The sequence below is a fragment of the Undibacterium sp. Ji42W genome, assembly GCF_049340405.1.
Classification (GTDB): Bacteria; Pseudomonadota; Gammaproteobacteria; order Burkholderiales; family Burkholderiaceae_D; genus Undibacterium.
Map to the genome: position 1 here is coordinate 296,541 of NZ_JBMPOV010000003.1, position 16,691 is coordinate 313,231.

Consider the following 16,691-nt stretch of genomic DNA (forward strand, 5'->3'; position numbering starts at 1 on the left):
AGCTGCAATGTTGCATACGAGTTTGCGGGCAGGTCAGCAAATGCAGCGCCCACAGGCCGCGCAATGGTATGCGCATGTGAATGCTGTCGATAGCAGTGCATTGATGAAAGACTGGCTGACTAACCGCGATTCCCTGACTGCCAGGCTGGTGGCCCGGTGCCAGCAGTTTCGCGTACAGCGTTTATTGCAGCACAAGGCAGTGTGCCTGCAGGATGAATATGCTGCCATAGGTTTGGCCCGTGCCATGAAGGTGCATGAGCGCGAAGTGTTTTTGCGTTGCGATGGCGAGGCCATGGTGTATGGTCATACGATAGTGCCGTTGAGTGCCACGGCGAACGAATGGCCGCTGTTTCATGCGCTCGGTGAAAAGTCTTTGGGCAGCACCTTGTTCAATGACCCACTGGTGCGCCGCGGTGATTTGCATTACGCCAGGCTAAGACAGAGCCACCCGCTGATACGCCGCATCGTGGCGAGACAGCCTGAGCTGGCAGGCGTGCACAGCATGCTGGCAAGACGGTCTTTGTTCTGGCGCAAGGGCGGGTGCTTGCAGGTGACGGAAGTGTTTTTGCCGGGGGTTGAGGGTTTGCGTTTGGTTTAGCTTTAAAAATCTTAAGACCTCTCAATACAGAGACACTGAGACACCGGACACCGAGACACAGAGGTGTCACAAGAGGGCACAGAGAGCAATTAAAGAGTTGGGAGTAGAGCGCGAAAGAGAGCAATTAGCGTGACTCACGTTTCGATTGAAGCTGCACTCTCAAAGTCGTCATTCCTGCGAAGGCAGGAATCCAGCGGCGTTCGTGGCAAACAGATGCAGCCAAAACGCAAGCTGAAATGTATTTAGCTCCTCCCCCTTCAAGGGGAGGTTGGGTGGGGGATGGGGTCTAACGCAATTTGATGACGGACTGATCAACCGAACCCCATCCCCACCCTAACCCTGCCCATGAAGGGGATGGGAGTGAAATAGGTATATGAATGATTTCCCGCTTTGCTGATAAAAGCAAAGTCAATATAGAACAGCAGACATCTCAAGCAGAGACGCAGAGCAAAAACAGAACGAGTAAATGACAAAGATTTTCTCAGTGCCACCTCTGTGTCTCCGTGCCTCTGTGTTGAACTTTTTGGTCTTAAAACATAAAGAAGTATTGAATGAATTTATTTTTCGAAGAATCCGGTGATTTCAAGGCAGGCAGCATCATGACGCATGCTGGTGAGGCGTATCAGGTCGAGATGGCCAGCGGCAAGCGCACGAAGGTCAAAGCCAAGGATGTGCTGCTGCAATTTGCCTCGCCCGATCCCGCCAGCCTGATAGAGCAGGCGAAAGCCGCTGCGGCTGAGATAGACCTGGAATTTCTGTGGGAAGTCGCCGGACAGGAAGAATTTGGTTTTGCTGAACTGGGTACTGAATACTTTGGCCATGCACCACAACCGGTAGAAGCGGCAGGCCTGATCTATGCCCTGCATAATGCGCCAGTGTACTTTTACAAAAAAGGCCGTGGCCGCTACAAGGCTGCGCCTGAAGCATCTTTAAAAGCCGCACTGGCCGGTATAGAAAAGAAAAAACAGCAAGCTCTGGTGCAAGCTGGCTATGTCGAAGAGCTCAAGCAAAACCATCTGCCAGATGCAATGAAATCGCTGGCCCTGCAACTCTTGTTCAAGCCCGACAAGAACAGCATAGAGTACAAAGCCCTGGCTGAAGCCTGCGATGCCATGCAAATGTCACCGCAACGCCTTATGCTGGCTGTGGGGGGCATTGCCAGCCCCAAGCATTTGCACCTGGCCAAATTCCATTACGAGCATTTCCCCAAGGGCGTGGGCTTTCCGGCGATTACCTTGCCAGCTTTGCCCACTGATTTGCCGGTGGCAGATGTACAGGCTTTCTCCATCGATGACGTCACCACCACCGAGATTGATGATGCTTTCTCTGTCGTCGATCTTGGCAATGGTCAGTTGCGGGTCGGCATACACATTGCCGCGCCAGCCCTGGGCATACAGCGTGGTGACGGGATAGACCAGATCGCCCGTGGCCGCATGTCCACCGTGTATATGCCTGGCGATAAAATCACCATGCTGCCGGATGAACTGGTCAATGTTTATACCCTCGGTGCAGGCCAGACCCGCCCGGCTGTATCGCTGTACGCAATCCTGAATACCGAAGACTGGTCCGTCATCAGCACCGAGACCAAAGTAGAAGCCGTACCCATGGCCAGCAATCTGCGCCACAATGACCTCGATGCGCTGGTGACTGAAGATAACCTGGCTAATGACGCCGGTGAATATCCGCATAAGGCCGACATCGCCCAATTGTGGAAATGGGCGTTGGTGCTCGAACAAGGCCGTATGGTCAAGCGCGAGAGCTTTGGCATGAAGCCCGAGCAAAACAACCGCGTCGATTTCAATTTCTATGTAGAAGAGGATGTAGTCTCCATCGTTCGCCGCAAGCGTGGTGCGCCGCTGGACAAGATCGTCGCCGAACTGATGATCTTTGCCAATAGCACCTGGGGCAAACTCATGGCAGACCATGGCATCCCCGGCATTTACCGTGCCCAGGGCGTGGCAGGTGGCCGTGGCCCCGGCGGCTGGACAGCGCGCATGCAGGTACGCATGCTGACCCATGCCGCGCCGCATCAGGGTCTGGGTGTCGATCAATATGCCTGGAGCACATCACCACTGCGCCGATATACCGACCTGGTCAATCAATGGCAAATCATCGCCTGTGTGCAACATGGCATCACGGCACCGCTGGTCGCGACCTTCAAACCCAAGGATGCCGACCTGTTTGCCATCGTCTCAGGCTTTGATGCCGCTTATGCCGCTTATGCTGATTTCCAGAACAATATGGAACGCTACTGGTGCCTGCGTTGGCTGGGCCAGCAAGAGCAGCGCCAGGTAGAAGCTGTTGTTTTGAAAGACGAAGTCTTGCGCCTGGTCGATATTCCGCTCATCATCCGTTTGCCGGGCATGCCGCAGACAGCACGCGGTGCCCAGGTGCGCCTGGATATCCTGCGCTGGGATGAAGTTGATCTTGAAATCGAAGCGCGCCTGCTGGAATTGTTATCTACCGTCACCGAGCTTGAGGAAGAAGAACTGGATGACGAAACCAACACTGAAGTTGCAGAAGACTTCAGCGCAGAAGAAGGCGCACCTGCAGCAGAGACAGTAGCAGAGGCGGAGAACGCGACAGCAGAGGTGGCAACTGAGCTTAGCAATGAGCTTGCCAATGACGACGCGAATACTCCAGACAAAGAACAGCCACAAGCCTAGTAATGAAAAGTCAGAATAAGAAAACCAAACCTGTAAAACAGGTTAAACGAGAAAAACAGCCTGATGAGCAGGTTCAGCTTGCCAAGGCAGGGGATGGTGTCACTGCGGCTATTGCCGCGACTGGGAGCAAAGCTCCTGTAGTGAGCACAAGTACAGGTAAAACTGCGCAGATCAGTGCAGGCAAATTGAGTTATGAAAAACTGATTTTTGGTGTCGCCATCACAGCGTCGCTAGTATTGCACGCAACGGCTTTGCTGATACATTTTGTCGCGCCCAGGACGGCAGACAATAAGCTGCGTGAGCCAGATCTGGAAGTTATCCTTGTCAACGCAAAACATGAAAAGCGACCCGTCAAGGCTGAAGCGCTGGCACAAGCGGATCTTGATGGTGGCGGCGCGCACGATAGTGGTCGCAGCAAGTCACCTTTGCCGGACATGAAGCTGAGCCAGGATGGCGATGCAGTACGTGCTGAAACCCGTCGTATCACTGAGCTTGAAGAACAGCAAAGACAATTGTTGGATCAGGCAAAGCGACAAGAGAAACTGCGCGTTGAAGAGCAAGACAAACGCTTGAAAGATGATAGGCCCAAACCTGCAAATGGTACTGACCAGGCAGATACAAGTAAGCCTCTGTCCCGTACCGCGGCGGAGATTGATCAGCACATTGAAGATCAAAATAAACGTCCTCGCAAAACCTTCATTACACCGAGTACCCAAAAAGCTGGTTATGCGCAGTATTACAAGCTAATGACAAAGCGCATCGAAGATATGGGAACACTCAATTTTCCTCAAAAAGACGGGAAAAAAATGTATGGTGAATTGACCGTATATATTCCAGTATTTCAAGATGGCACCATCTTTGAAGCTGAGGGCGGTCCAAGAGTTGAAAAATCTTCCGGCAACAGGGCTCTTGACGCTGCGGCTTTGAATATTGTGCGTCGTTCAGCACCATTTGGCGTATTTCCCAAAAATATGCGCTCTGAGGATAAGACGGATGTATGGGCTGTCATCACTAAATTTACTTTCAATCGCGATCTTCAATTGCAAACCGAACTGCGTGGGGCACCAGAATGAGCACTGACCACTACGTTGTCATCGGCAACCCAATTGCACATAGCAAGTCACCTGCCATTCATGCCCGCTTTGCAGAGCTGACAGGCCAGCAAATTGATTACCAGCGTCTGCTGGCGCCGCTGGACAGTTTTTCCCATTCAGTGCATGACTTCATCGCGCAAGGTGGCAAGGGCGCCAATGTGACCCTGCCATTCAAGCTCGAAGCCTTTGCTCTTGCGACAGAATTGAGTGAGCGCGCCAGGATTGCCGGTGCTGTCAATACCCTCAAGTTTGAGCACCGCCATATCTATGGCGACAATACAGACGGCATAGGGCTGGTGGCCGATATCGTGCGCAATGCCGGTGTCAGCCTGCGCGGCAAGCGCCTGCTCTTGCTGGGTGCCGGCGGTGCTGCCCGTGGTGCCTTGCTGCCGCTGTTGCAGGAAGAACCCGCTTCATTGACGATTGCCAACCGTACGCTTGCCAAAGCCCAGGATTTACAGCAACAGGCCAGCAGCCTGAGTGATCGTTGTGAGCTGCAAGCCTGTCGTTTTGAAGATTTGCAACAGCCTTTTGATGTCATCATCAATGCCACCTCGGCCAGCATCAATGATGATGTGCCGCCCCTGGCTACGATAGTATTTGGCAAAGCCACACTGGCCTATGACATGATGTATGCCGCTGCACCCACCGCATTTTTGCGGCTTGCTGCCAGCCACGGTGCGCAATGCCGTGATGGTCTGGGCATGCTCGTCGAGCAGGCAGCAGAAGCCTTTGCCCTATGGCGTGGCGTGCGCCCGCCATCGGCACCGGTACTGGCAGAAATGCGCGCCGCCCTGCAAGCGAGCTTGTGATGAAATTATTTGGCCGCATCCTGTTCTGGCTGGTACTCGTACCCCTGCTGCTGTTCACGCTGTTGCAGGCCTATTACCTGGCGCATGTATGGTGGTGGATAGACCATAACCCTACCTCTACCAGCTTCATGCGTCAGCAACTCAGTGTCTTGCAAGAGAAAAAGCCAGACTTCCAGCTCAAGCATAAATGGGTGCCTTATAACCGTATCTCCAATCACCTCAAGCGTGCTGTCATCGCTTCAGAAGATGATGGCTTTGTCGATCATGAAGGAGTTGACTGGGAAGCGATGCAAGCCGCCTACGAAAAAAACCAGAAAAAAGGCAAGGTCGTTTCTGGTGGTTCCACCATTACCCAGCAATTGGCCAAGAACCTGTTTCTTTCGCCTGACCGCAGCTATTTCCGCAAGGGCGAAGAACTGATCATCACCTATATGCTGGAAAAATGCATGGACAAGCAACGCATCCTGGAGATTTACCTCAATGTGGTGGAGTGGGGCGTCGGTGTCTTTGGTGCAGAAGCAGCAGCCCAAAATTATTACCATACAACTGCTGCCAACCTTGGGCCATCTCAAGCTGCCAGACTGGCCGTGATGTTGCCCAAGCCACGCTATTTTTATAAAAACCCAGGCTCTGGCTATTTGCAAAGACGTAGCGAAGTCATTCTGCAGCGCATGAATAATTCTGAACTACCATGAAATATACAAAACAACGCGGGCTGAGCCTGATCGCCGTCGCCATTCTCTCCATGCTGGTCGCTTCATTAGGTATGGGCTTTCTCTACTACATGCGCTACGGCCACCTGCCCATGCAAGATATATGGGCACGCTTTGGCAAGGCGGCTGCTGTCATCAGCAATGACGTCAAAGAAACCACAGGTCTGCCAACCGGCAGCAGTGAGGGCCCCGGCATGCGCCAGGCTGCCACCACCAGCGAAGGCGTGCGTCGCTGTACCATTGATAGCAAGACCGTGTATTCAGACACCCTGTGTCTGGACAATAACCCTACGACCAAAAAAATCAAGCTCAACGACTCCAAGGGCATGGAGCCGCCAAAAACTGCGGTTGCCAGAGAAGATGGCGGCAAAGGCGCAGATAATAACTACCCGGCTTCCATGAGCAATGAAGAAATGAAGAAAAAAATCATGGAGCAGGCACTCGGTAAAAGCGCCCCGGCATCCAGTGCTGAGGAAGACCTGCATCTGAAAGCCATGAACCGTGCGATTGATAAGGCAACGAAATAGGTTGGACAGGGCTGCTTACAGCACGACTATCGCTTGCCCATACCTTTACTGATTCGTAGGGTGCGCCATGCGCACCATTCGTTTTACGGCGATAAATTGACTGGAATCTCAATTTTTATAAGATAACGACATGGAATATGAGGATATATTGGCTGCTTTAAATGTGAAGCAGTTAAATAAACTAAAAGATTCCAATCTACGATTTAGCGAAATTCTTGGGCTTGAAATTCCATTTCATGATGGTTTCGGTTTTCCTCCTGCCCTTATACCCATTGCAAATTCAATTGGGTCCTTTCAGTATTTTGGTGCGTTTTTGTATGACATCGTTGATTCTAAAGTTAGGGAATCTCTGATTAAGTAAACGCAATCTGATTCAGAAACGTTAATAGAAGCATCATCCACCGTCAATGATTAAAGCCATGAGACAGACTACATTTGCCCAAGGAAGCTTTGAACGTTACGCGAAGACGACGAAGCGGGCGGTATTTCTGTCCGAGATGAATCAGGCTGTGCCCTGGTCAATGCTGTGCGAGCTGGTTGAGCCTCATTATCCGAAGGCTGGAAACGGACGTCCGCCGGTAGGTGTAGAGCGTATGCTTCGCATCTACTTCCTGCGGCAATGGTTCAACCTGTCTGATCCAGCCGTTGAAGAAGCCTTGTACGAATCAGTTTCCATGCGCAGTTTTGTCGGCATAGACCTGGGCAGCGAGCCTGTTCCTGATGAAACGACGGTGTGTAAATTTCGGCACTTACTGGAACGGCATGCACTTGGCAAACGTATTTTTGAGGAAGTAGGCCGTCATTTGCAAGAGCGTGGGATGAAGGTGTCGGGCGGCACTATCGTTGATGCCACCATCATTGCTGCCCCGTCTTCGACCAAGAATAAAGAGGGAGAACGTGATCCGGAAATGCGTCAAACCAAAAAAGGGAATCAATGGCACTTCGGCATGAAGGGACACATTGGTGTGGACAGCAAGACCAAATTGATACACAGCGTTGTCGCAACGGGTGCCAATGTTCATGACAGCCAGGTATTACCGGACCTGCTGCACGGACAAGAGACGCGTTATTGGGGTGATTCCGCCTACCTGGGCCAAAAGCAGGCTGCGCGTAGTAAGGCACCCAAGGTGAAAGATTTTACTAACTGCCGTGCTACACGCAGTCATGCATTAACAGATGCAGAACGTCTGACCAACCGTCGCAAGTCAAGCATCCGGGCCAAGGTAGAACATGCCTTTGGGATCATCAAGCGCGTGTTTGGATTTGCGAAGGTGCGTTATCGCGGATTGCAGAAGAACGCGCATCGCTTGTTTGTCACTTGTGCGCTAGCGAATCTGTTCATGGTCCGCAGGCGCTTGATGCACATGCAAGGGGCATAGTGTGCCGATTGCGCGAGAAATCGCGCAAGAACAAGGGAAATTCGGAGAAATCTGTCCCAATTCCCACTAAAAAACATGCTCTTGTGAGCATGTTTTATGAATGAGTAGCACTTGGTTTCGAAGTTTAAGAAAATTAGAACTTAATCAGATGTTCCTTAGTTTTGTTGACTTGATGATTGATGACTCTGAACTTTTTGAAATCGGCCTCAATGAAAAGCAGTTCTGTTATTACTTAGCTAGAAGGTCTTTACAAGATTATTTGGAAGAAGATTCAGATATTTCTAGTGAGATTTATCAGTTGTGCAGCTTATTGGGCGTCGATGAATTCAATAGCTTACAAACAATCGACGAACAAAATTATTTGAGACTGGATGTCTTCAGATCGGGTGTTCCAAAATATCTTCAGAACCGCCAAGGTGGAACTACGTATGGGAAGACCGGCTTTGACTTAGCCAGCAACGGGATGCAATTGAACTTTGATCTCAGTGCAAGTTTCAGTGACGCAATCAGTAATAGTGATTATCAGCTGGCTTGGGAGGTATTAAATAGCCCTGGATGGTTACTTGAGGATGCGAAAAGCGCATTTAAGAAATTAGTTGACCATACTGGTAATCAACTATTATCTGGCATGTATAGCAAATGGGCATCACTCAATCATCCTCAACAAGGCTATTGACTCGTATGAAGATTCTCAAGGATGAATATTGCTGAACACGCCAGCGGTTTCTTCAGTTGGTGAATACCTTAAGCCATCCTCTTGGCCTGATGTATCAACTCAAATACCTGTTTCGCCCCGGCGATGGATTGAAACTGCGTCATCGTCTTCGCATTCATCCTGCCAGGCAGGCTTGAGAGTCCGCCAAACAGGGTTGCCAGTGGGTTATTGCCAAACACGATACTGCCTTCGCCCTCTTTAGCCTCAGTCAGGCTGATTTCACCCAGGTTTTTGAGGTCCAGTGATTTCAGATTGCTGTTGAACAGGCCGGAGACGATCAGTATGCGTTCACTGGTGACGGCATAATAAGTGCCAGCTCTTTGCCTTGCTTCAAGAAAGAAGCGGCCCCCTATCATGTGCAAACCTATCAGTACAAAAGGGATGCCCCACAAGCAAAAAAACAGGGGAGCGCCAGAAGTGATGACGCTGTATTCCCAAAATAGCGCAAAGCCACCCCATAGCAGGCTGAAGGGCACCATGAACAAATCAGTGAACTGGAACATCATGCCCTGGCGCGGCTGGCCTGACCATAGCAGGCGTTCATGGGAGAATAATGCAGAATTAATTTGCGGGAACTGGTTGGTAGTCATTGTCCGGTAGTCATGTAGTTTCTGGAGCACTGCAAAAGCTGCATTGATAAAATTTTTCAGAAGGCTGCTAAGAGTGTGCGCGCATGGGTCTAATAATTATACCTTCGGCGCATAGAAACGCAGATGCAAAAAAAATGCGCTGCTGCAGAAATGGAAGGACGCCGGCGGCCAGCAAACCAACCGCATGTTCATCGGCAAGACCCATGGCAAATCATCTGCCATCATCATGGCCAACGCCAAAGGCAAGCCGCGCATCATGATGCTGGTGACACCAGAAGGCCCAGGCCATGTTGAATTTCCTGCATGACAAAGGTGAGGTGATACAGAGTTTTCCGCAGGTAGAGCAGGGGGCTGTAAAAAACAAATAGAAGTTAAATGATTTGGGGCTTCAAAATCCTGGTAGGGTGCGCCGTGCGCACCGGTTTTGCGTAAGCTGCACGAACTGTGCGCACGGCGCACCCTACCAAATTTATCCTACAAATACAGCATCTTCTGTCTTTGCTCCTCAGTCAGATTAATATCCCTGGCTTCGTAAAACGCAAAAATCGCATCGACGATATTGGCTGGTTCATCGATGAGTTGTACTAGGTTGAGGTCATCATGGTTGATCATGCCGTTGCCTGCCATTTGCACCCTGATCCAGTCCAGCAAACCTTGCCAGAAACTAGTGCCTACCAAAATCACCGGGATGTTGCGGGTCTTGCCGGTTTGTATCAGTGTCAAGACCTCACTGACTTCATCGAGAGTGCCAAAGCCACCAGGGAAAACCACATAGGCATCGGCATATTTGACAAAAGCCACCTTGCGCGCAAAAAAATGACGGAAGGAGAGGCTGATGTTTTGCCAGGGATTACTACGTTGCTCATGTGGCAATTCTATATTCAGGCCGACTGAGGGCGATGCCCCCTCGAAAGCGCCCTTGTTGGCAGCCTCCATGATGCCGGGGCCACCGCCAGAGATGACAGCAAAACCTTCGTCCGACAAACGACGCGATAAATCCACGCATTTGACATAATCAGGGTGGTCATCCTTGGTACGGGCAGACCCAAAAATCGTCACTGCAGGGCGGATCGATGAAAGCCTCTCGGTGGACTCGATAAATTCTGCCATAATCGTGAACATATGCCATGATTCCCGCGCTTTCAGCGAAGTTGCTTTTTCCTGATCGATAATCTGGCGCAACCTCGTTACATCTTTTCTGTTTCCGTTCATATGCAAAATACTCTCTTGTTAGTTGATGGCTCTAGCTATCTGTACCGCGCCTTCCATGCTCTGCCCGACCTGCGTAATGCACAAGGCGAGCCAACGGGTGCCATACACGGCATGATCAATATGTTACGCCGTTTGCGTACTGATTACCCGGCAGCCTACATCGCCTGTGTGTTTGATGCCAAAGGCAAAACCTTCCGCGACGACCTGTATGCTGAATACAAGGCCCAGCGCGCGCCCATGCCTGACGATTTGCGCCTGCAGATAGAACCCATCCACATCGCCGTCAAGGCCATGGGCTGGCCTATCCTGATGGTCGAAGGGGTAGAGGCTGATGACGTTATCGGCACACTGGCAGTAGAAGCCACCAAGCTGGGCATGAACACCATCGTCTCTACCGGTGACAAGGACCTGGCGCAACTGGTCAATGCTAATGTCACCCTGATCAACACCATGAGCAATGAAAAGCTCGACGAGCCCGCCGTGCTGGCCAAATTTGGCGTGCCACCCAACCGCATCGTCGATTACCTGACATTGATAGGCGACACCGTCGATAACGTACCTGGCGTTGCCAAATGCGGCCCCAAGACCGCCGTTAAATGGCTGGCTGAATACGACAGCCTGGATGGTGTCATCGCCAATGCCGACAAGATCAAGGGTGTAGTGGGCGACAACCTGCGCAGTGCGCTGGACTGGCTGCCACAAGGCCGTGTGCTGATCACCGTCAAGACCGATTGCGACCTGACCGGACATTACACGTCCATACAAGACAGCCTGATCGCCAAAGAAGAAGACAAGACAGAACTGGTTGGCTTTGCCGGCCGCTGGGGCTTCAAGACCTGGCTGCGTGAACTGACTGGTGACGCTACTGCCGGTGCGACGCCGCTACCTGCCGCCAAAGCAGCCACCAGTGGCAGTAATTCAGTGCAGGCTGGTTTGTTCAATGATGATGCGACAGACACTGACAGTCCCGCTACGCCAGTTCAACAGAACTATGAGACCATCCTGACCGAAGCCGCATTGGATGAGTGGCTGGCCCGCATTAATGCTGCGACGCTGACATCGGTGGATACGGAAACCACTTCACTGGACCCGATGACGGCACAAATGGTCGGCATCTCGCTATGTTGCGAAGTAGGGCATGCAGCCTATATACCGGTCGCCCACAACTACCCTGGCGCGCCTGATCAATTGCCCAAGGCATTGGTGCTGGATAAACTCAGGCCATGGCTGGAAGACGACAGCAAAGCCAAGGTCGGACAAAACCTCAAATATGACAGCCACATCTTTGCCAACCAGGGCGTGAATTTGCGCGGCATAGTCCATGACACCCTGCTGCAATCCTATGTCTTTGAATCGCATAAATCGCATGACATGGACAGCCTCGCCATGCGCCATCTCGGCAAGAAGACCATCAGTTTTGAAGAAGTCTGTGGCAAAGGCGCAAGCCAGATCTGCTTTGACCAGGTAGACATAGAACGCGCCACCACCTATGCGGCTGAAGACGCCGACATCACCCTGCAACTGCACCTGGCCATGTGGCCAGAGATAGAGCCGGATGCCAATTTGCTGCGCGTTTATCGCGAGATAGAAATACCGACCTCGGTCGTCTTGCAAAAGGTAGAGCGCAATGGCGTGCACATCAACAAAGACCTGCTCGATGTCCAGTCACATGAAATTGGCAAGCGCCTCATTGAACTCGAAAACAAGGCCTATGAACTGGCTGAGCAACCCTTCAATTTGAATTCACCCAAACAACTGGGTGAGATTTTCTTTGGCAAGCTGGGCCTGCCTGTCGTCAAGAAAACGCCTTCCGGCGCACCATCGACCGATGAAGAAGTCTTGCAAAAACTGGCCGAGAATTACCCCCTGCCCAAAGTCTTGCTTGAATACCGTGGCCTGGCCAAACTCAAATCCACCTACACCGATAAATTGCCCAAGATGGTCAACGCCAGCACAGGCCGCGTCCACACCAATTATGCGCAAGCCGTGGCCGTCACTGGCCGCCTGTCATCGAATGACCCCAATTTGCAAAACATCCCCGTGCGCACTGCCGAAGGCCGTCGCATACGCGAAGCCTTTGTGGCAGGGCCGGGCAATGTCATCATCTCTGCCGACTATTCGCAAATCGAATTGCGCATCATGGCCCATATCTCTGGTGATGCCAGTCTGCTGGCCGCCTTTGCCAATGGCGAAGACATTCACCGCGCCACGGCTTCCGAGATTTTTGCCGTACCGTTGACAGAAGTAACGAGTGAGCAGCGCCGCTATGCCAAGGTCATCAACTTTGGCCTCATCTACGGCATGAGCGCTTTTGGCCTCGCCAGCAACCTCGGCATAGAACGATCAGCTGCGCAAAGCTACATCGACAAATACTTCCAGCGCTACCCCGGCGTCGCCCAATACATGGCCGACACCCGCACCAAGGCCAAAGCCCACGGCTATGTAGAAACCGTCTTCGGCCGCCGCCTGTGGCTGGCAGAAATCAATTCCCCCAACGGCCCCCGCCGCGCCGGAGCAGAGCGCGCAGCGATCAACGCCCCCATGCAAGGCACAGCAGCTGACCTCATCAAACTCGCCATGATCGCCGTGCAAAATTGGCTGGAGACAGACAAGCTGCAATCCAGAATGATTATGCAGGTACACGATGAACTGGTGCTAGAAGTGCCAGAGGCCGAGCTGGAACTGGTCAAGCAAAAACTGCCAGAGTTGATGGCGACCGTGGCGAAGCTGGATGTGCCTTTATTGGCTGAAGTGGGCGTGGGGGGGAATTGGGAAGAGGCGCATTGAGGGGCAGCCGTAGTTTGTGCCCCTGGTTAGTTAATCATGTGTTTGCAATCTCGTAGGTTGGGCTACGCTTTATCAGCCCAACATTGGGCGCTTGATAAAAGTACTCATTAAATGAGGAAGTGAAGTTTCAATAGTAATGAATACCTCTGAGCAAGTTAAATTTCTATTCAATTGGGAGAGGAATTGTTTTTTAGAAAAATGTTAAATCAAAATCCTATAATTGAAATAATAGCTTCTGCTGTTCAGCCACTAGTTTTTGAAACCGGAATTTCAGAATTTCCGTATTCTTTGAGTGGCACAGTATTTCTGGCCGAATTCAATGGGAAACCCTTTGTAATAACAACTCGCCACTCCCTTAGACCTGAATCACTTGGTCCGATTTGTATATTTCCATCGGATCAATGCTCAAGATTTCTTCCTTTAAAGGATGTTTTTTTTGTTTCAGAAGCGTCCGCAGACGACGATTTTGTGGACATTGCAGTAATTGCAGTAGACACTTCCAAAATTGGTAATCAAGATTTTCCTTTGATGTCTTTTATTCGCTTATCAGACGATTTAGAAGATTGGCTAGCTTGCAAAGATAACTCGAATTTTTTCTTATTAGGATATCCAGAAGAAAAGAATTTTATTCAAAATGACGAATCAATGATTTGCAATGAGCGAATAATACTCAGAGGAAATTATCTGGGCGAGTCGCAAAATTTTATTCACGAGTTGGAAATATCAGATACATTTGGATTGTCGACCTTTAGTGGTTTTAGTGGAGCTCCAGTTTTCACAATTGTTGCAAACTCAAATGAAATATCAAAAGTAGTTTTTTGTGGAATGGCAATCCGAGGTACGCCCACTTCCAAAAAAATTCATTTTTTAAATCGATCTGTACTTATCGACGCGTTGAAAGTAAAACAAAGTCTTCCTCAAAACAATGTAGGATAGATAGAGACTTCATTGCTTATGAATAAGCATATTCATCAAAGCGTGAGTGTTGGACTGGTGAAGCGTAGCCTGGCGAGGCCCGGCCCAACCTGCGTGCTAATACGGCGGCAGTAAACGCCTGAAACCATGCAGTAAAACAATCACCAAAAAAATAATATTGCGTGGAAATAGCCAAAAAGAAAAATGTAGCCCGGCTTTCACTTCAGGATCATTCACCTTGCTAGCCAATATCTGTAAGTATTGGCGGCTATGTGGCCAGTCCATCAAACCATCACGCCACTCTTGCGGGATGCCAGCTAGCCCTACACTGGCACCTGCCAATGCACCTGCAATAGCGGCTACGCTATCTACATCTCCACCAGCATTTACCACTGCGTCTATCGTATTGTGATAGCTGCCAAAATGCCGGTACCAGGCAATGATGGCGAATGGCACCGTATGCATGGTGTAGCCCGAGATGCCATGCTTGCCGCCAAAATGGTTTTGCGCAATTAATGCAGGATCGGGTGCAAGACAAGATTCTTGTATGCCTTTAACGGCAGCTTGCCATTCAGTGTCGTCTGACAAACTGTTCAGCAGGTTAATCAATTCATCCAGAGAAGGCCTGGTTTGCCATGTCTGATTGACCAATCGTGCTGCGATTTCGGCAATCGCCAGTGCACCAGTAAAAGCCTTGGTGTCAGTATGCGTAAGCAGGGTAGATGTCTGTACATGGGCATTGCGTGCTGAGGCGTCATTTGAGAGTATAGCTCCTATCATGGCGCTGCGCATGCTGGGGCCGTTGCCAGCCGAGTAGACTCCGCTGTTTGTAAACCCCAGCCACAGCTTGATGATGCTTCGCAGGGTAGCAAACCCTAGGCCCGCAGGCAGGCATATCAACCAAAGGCGCAAACGCCAAGACAGAGACTTCTTGAATTTACCGATATCTCCCTTGCTCTTGATCAGCGCCTGCGTGACAAAGATCGCGTGATCAGTATCATCACTGATCATGCCATGAGCAAAGAAGAAACGATATCGTAGTGACCCTTTACGCAAACGCGCTATCCTGCGTGGCGATAGGCCTTCAAACGGCAAGCCCATGGCATCGCCTACTGCGCCGCCCATCAGGCAGCCCGCGATTGCATCAGATGCTGAAACTGGCATAGCCTCTTTCTGGATAGTTATGGATCGCATTGCGTCATCATCATCTTGCAAGAGTAATCGGGTTTCAAATGGCATTAAATGACATCAAACCGCACAAGCGTATGATCCATGCCATCCAGTTCTTCTTCAATGATGGCTGCAATCTTTACCCAGTCGCCACCAGCAAGGCCAGCACATATCAATGGATACGCAATACGCAAGCCATCGAATTCTTTACGTATTGCGGCAAATGCCTTGCGTATTGCTGCATAGTCGGCTTTCACCCCCTGACCACGCCAGTCAAATTGGGTATAGGCATTGAGGATGACAAACTGCCTGTCGCCTCTTTGTATCCTGGCCTGGCTATAGCTGCCCAGCTTGGCATGATCGGCAGGCAAGGTGGTTTGATCTGCTGTATAGGCTTCAGGGAACTGTTTTTTGATGCTCTTGGCGATGCCAGCGCCCATATTGCAAAAACAATTGCAGCCATGGACGATAACGTCAAACTCCCCTTGCAGGGCGAGTACCAATAAGTCTCCTGTGCATTCTTTCATGCTGACTCTCTTGCTGGTGAAATGTCTCTCCTACCAAACCTCTCATACAAGTCCCGCGCCATGCGCAATATTTCTTCGCGCATGGCGAGGCGCTCCAGCCATTTTGCAGGGATGCCTTCTACCCCGTAATAGGCACCGGCAATTTGCCCTGTGATGGCGGCTGTGGTATCTGCATCGTCACCCAGGTTGGTAGCGGTGAGGATGGCGCTTTCAAAGCTGTCGGTGTGCATGAAGCACCATAGCGAGGCTTCGAGGGATTCAACCGAATAACCGCTGCCGCATATTTGTGTACTGTCTTTATCAATGAAACCAGCTTTGCTGAGAGCTACGATTTTTGGCTCGGTCGGCGTGAAAGACAGGTCCGTAAATAAGTCAGCCTTGCTACATCCGGCAAACAACTTGCACAGTATCGCCGCCAGCAACTGACAGCTTTGTATGGCTTCTGGCGCGGCGTGGGTGGTGCGTGAACTTTCTCCTGCATAGTGGATGGCTGCTGGTATATCCGGGTAACCAAACATCACGACCGGGGCAAGCCGCATCAATGAACCATTGCCAGCCGTGCTGGGATGTTCTGCGCCAGCGTAGGGTTCACCGCTGCTAGCATAGCGCGACAGGGCAGCACGAACGGTATTGCCTATGTCAAAGCAGATACCGGTAGAACTCAGGTAACCCCATTTCCACCAGTTCAGGTAACGTCCCATCTGGTCTTTGGCGTCGAAGCCATCTTTCGTCAGCAGGCTTTCTGCCAGGCACAATGCCATCGAGGTGTCGTCTGTCCACTCACCAGGCAGCAAGCCAAAAGGGCCCTTGCCAACCATGTCAGTCACAGGTGTGAAACTGCCGCGTGCTGAGAATTCTACCGTCGTACCTACGGCATCACCGCAGGCCAGGCCAGCCAGTGTACCGAGATAGCGTTGTTCTAAAGTGATACCCATGATTTATTCCATTCTTGGCACGCTCAAAGCTTGCGTTAAGTAGTTCTATCA

At 51.0% G+C, this 16,691-nt stretch carries 17 protein-coding genes; 12 read left to right on the top strand and 5 right to left on the bottom strand.

Annotated elements, in window-relative coordinates; translation table 11 throughout:
• Positions 1-7: 7 nt before the first annotated feature.
• The 9 genes from ACO0LG_RS07585 to ACO0LG_RS07625 all read left to right on the top strand — a co-directional run bounded on the left by ACO0LG_RS07585 (position 8) and on the right by ACO0LG_RS07625 (position 8,465).
• A complete protein-coding gene (locus ACO0LG_RS07585; protein ID WP_423024919.1) occupies positions 8-598 on the top strand; it encodes a chorismate--pyruvate lyase family protein in 591 nt (196 codons plus the stop codon).
• Between the two features lie 551 nt (positions 599-1,149).
• Positions 1,150-3,264 carry a ribonuclease catalytic domain-containing protein gene (locus ACO0LG_RS07590; RefSeq protein ID WP_423024921.1) on the top strand — a complete coding sequence of 705 codons (2,115 nt, stop codon included), beginning with the start codon at positions 1,150-1,152 and terminating at the stop codon, positions 3,262-3,264.
• 2 nt (positions 3,265-3,266) lie between these two features.
• Positions 3,267-4,337, top strand: a complete 1,071-nt coding sequence (locus tag ACO0LG_RS07595) for a TonB C-terminal domain-containing protein (protein ID WP_423024923.1) — start codon at positions 3,267-3,269, stop codon at positions 4,335-4,337.
• Positions 4,334-5,170, top strand: a complete 837-nt coding sequence (gene aroE, locus ACO0LG_RS07600) for a shikimate dehydrogenase (RefSeq protein WP_423024925.1) — start codon at positions 4,334-4,336, stop codon at positions 5,168-5,170. Before ACO0LG_RS07595 ends, aroE begins: the two co-directional genes overlap by 4 nt.
• Entirely contained in the window at positions 5,170-5,865 is a 696-nt protein-coding gene (gene mtgA, locus ACO0LG_RS07605) for a monofunctional biosynthetic peptidoglycan transglycosylase (RefSeq protein ID WP_423025567.1), read from the top strand. Before aroE ends, mtgA begins: the two co-directional genes overlap by 1 nt.
• Positions 5,862-6,410 carry a hypothetical protein gene (locus ACO0LG_RS07610; protein ID WP_423024927.1) on the top strand — a complete coding sequence of 183 codons (549 nt, stop codon included), beginning with the start codon at positions 5,862-5,864 and terminating at the stop codon, positions 6,408-6,410. Before mtgA ends, ACO0LG_RS07610 begins: the two co-directional genes overlap by 4 nt.
• A gap of 130 nt (positions 6,411-6,540) precedes the next feature.
• On the top strand, positions 6,541-6,771 hold the full coding sequence (locus ACO0LG_RS07615; RefSeq protein ID WP_423024929.1) for a hypothetical protein: 231 nt from the start codon (positions 6,541-6,543) through the stop codon (positions 6,769-6,771).
• 58 nt (positions 6,772-6,829) lie between these two features.
• The gene (locus tag ACO0LG_RS07620) at positions 6,830-7,789 is read left to right on the top strand and encodes an IS5 family transposase (protein WP_423024931.1); all 960 of its coding nucleotides are present in this window, start codon (positions 6,830-6,832) and stop codon (positions 7,787-7,789) included.
• A gap of 100 nt (positions 7,790-7,889) precedes the next feature.
• Complete coding sequence (locus tag ACO0LG_RS07625; protein WP_423024933.1) at positions 7,890-8,465, top strand: hypothetical protein; 576 nt, start codon at positions 7,890-7,892, stop codon at positions 8,463-8,465.
• A 68-nt stretch (positions 8,466-8,533) separates the two neighbouring features.
• Here the strand turns inward: ACO0LG_RS07625 and ACO0LG_RS07630 are convergent, their stop codons facing one another.
• A complete protein-coding gene (locus tag ACO0LG_RS07630) occupies positions 8,534-9,094 on the bottom strand; it encodes a hypothetical protein (protein ID WP_423024935.1) in 561 nt (186 codons plus the stop codon).
• A gap of 184 nt (positions 9,095-9,278) precedes the next feature.
• Between ACO0LG_RS07630 and ACO0LG_RS07635 the strand changes: the two genes are divergently transcribed.
• Entirely contained in the window at positions 9,279-9,401 is a 123-nt protein-coding gene (locus ACO0LG_RS07635) for a hypothetical protein (protein WP_423024937.1), read from the top strand.
• Between the two features lie 167 nt (positions 9,402-9,568).
• Here ACO0LG_RS07635 and ACO0LG_RS07640 read toward each other — a convergent pair whose 3' ends face one another.
• Positions 9,569-10,306 (bottom strand): TIGR00730 family Rossman fold protein, encoded by a 738-nt coding sequence (locus tag ACO0LG_RS07640; RefSeq protein ID WP_423024939.1) that lies wholly within the window; start codon positions 10,304-10,306, stop codon positions 9,569-9,571.
• Between ACO0LG_RS07640 and polA the strand changes: the two genes are divergently transcribed.
• Together polA and ACO0LG_RS07650 are read left to right on the top strand one after the other, a co-directional pair.
• Positions 10,307-13,093: a DNA polymerase I gene (polA, locus tag ACO0LG_RS07645; protein ID WP_423024941.1), complete on the top strand. Its 2,787-nt coding sequence runs from the start codon at positions 10,307-10,309 to the stop codon at positions 13,091-13,093. It abuts the gene before it with no gap.
• 183 nt (positions 13,094-13,276) lie between these two features.
• Entirely contained in the window at positions 13,277-14,029 is a 753-nt protein-coding gene (locus ACO0LG_RS07650; protein ID WP_423024943.1) for a hypothetical protein, read from the top strand.
• Positions 14,030-14,125: 96 nt separating this feature from the next.
• Here ACO0LG_RS07650 and ACO0LG_RS07655 read toward each other — a convergent pair whose 3' ends face one another.
• The 3 genes from ACO0LG_RS07655 to ACO0LG_RS07665 all read right to left on the bottom strand — a co-directional run bounded on the left by ACO0LG_RS07655 (position 14,126) and on the right by ACO0LG_RS07665 (position 16,640).
• Positions 14,126-15,172, bottom strand: coding sequence for an ADP-ribosylglycohydrolase family protein (locus ACO0LG_RS07655; protein WP_423024945.1), 1,047 nt, complete (start codon positions 15,170-15,172; stop codon positions 14,126-14,128).
• 74 nt (positions 15,173-15,246) lie between these two features.
• A complete protein-coding gene (locus tag ACO0LG_RS07660) occupies positions 15,247-15,705 on the bottom strand; it encodes a macro domain-containing protein (RefSeq protein ID WP_423024947.1) in 459 nt (152 codons plus the stop codon).
• On the bottom strand, positions 15,702-16,640 hold the full coding sequence (locus ACO0LG_RS07665) for an ADP-ribosylglycohydrolase family protein (RefSeq protein WP_423024949.1): 939 nt from the start codon (positions 16,638-16,640) through the stop codon (positions 15,702-15,704). Before ACO0LG_RS07665 ends, ACO0LG_RS07660 begins: the two co-directional genes overlap by 4 nt.
• Positions 16,641-16,691: the final 51 nt, after the last annotated feature.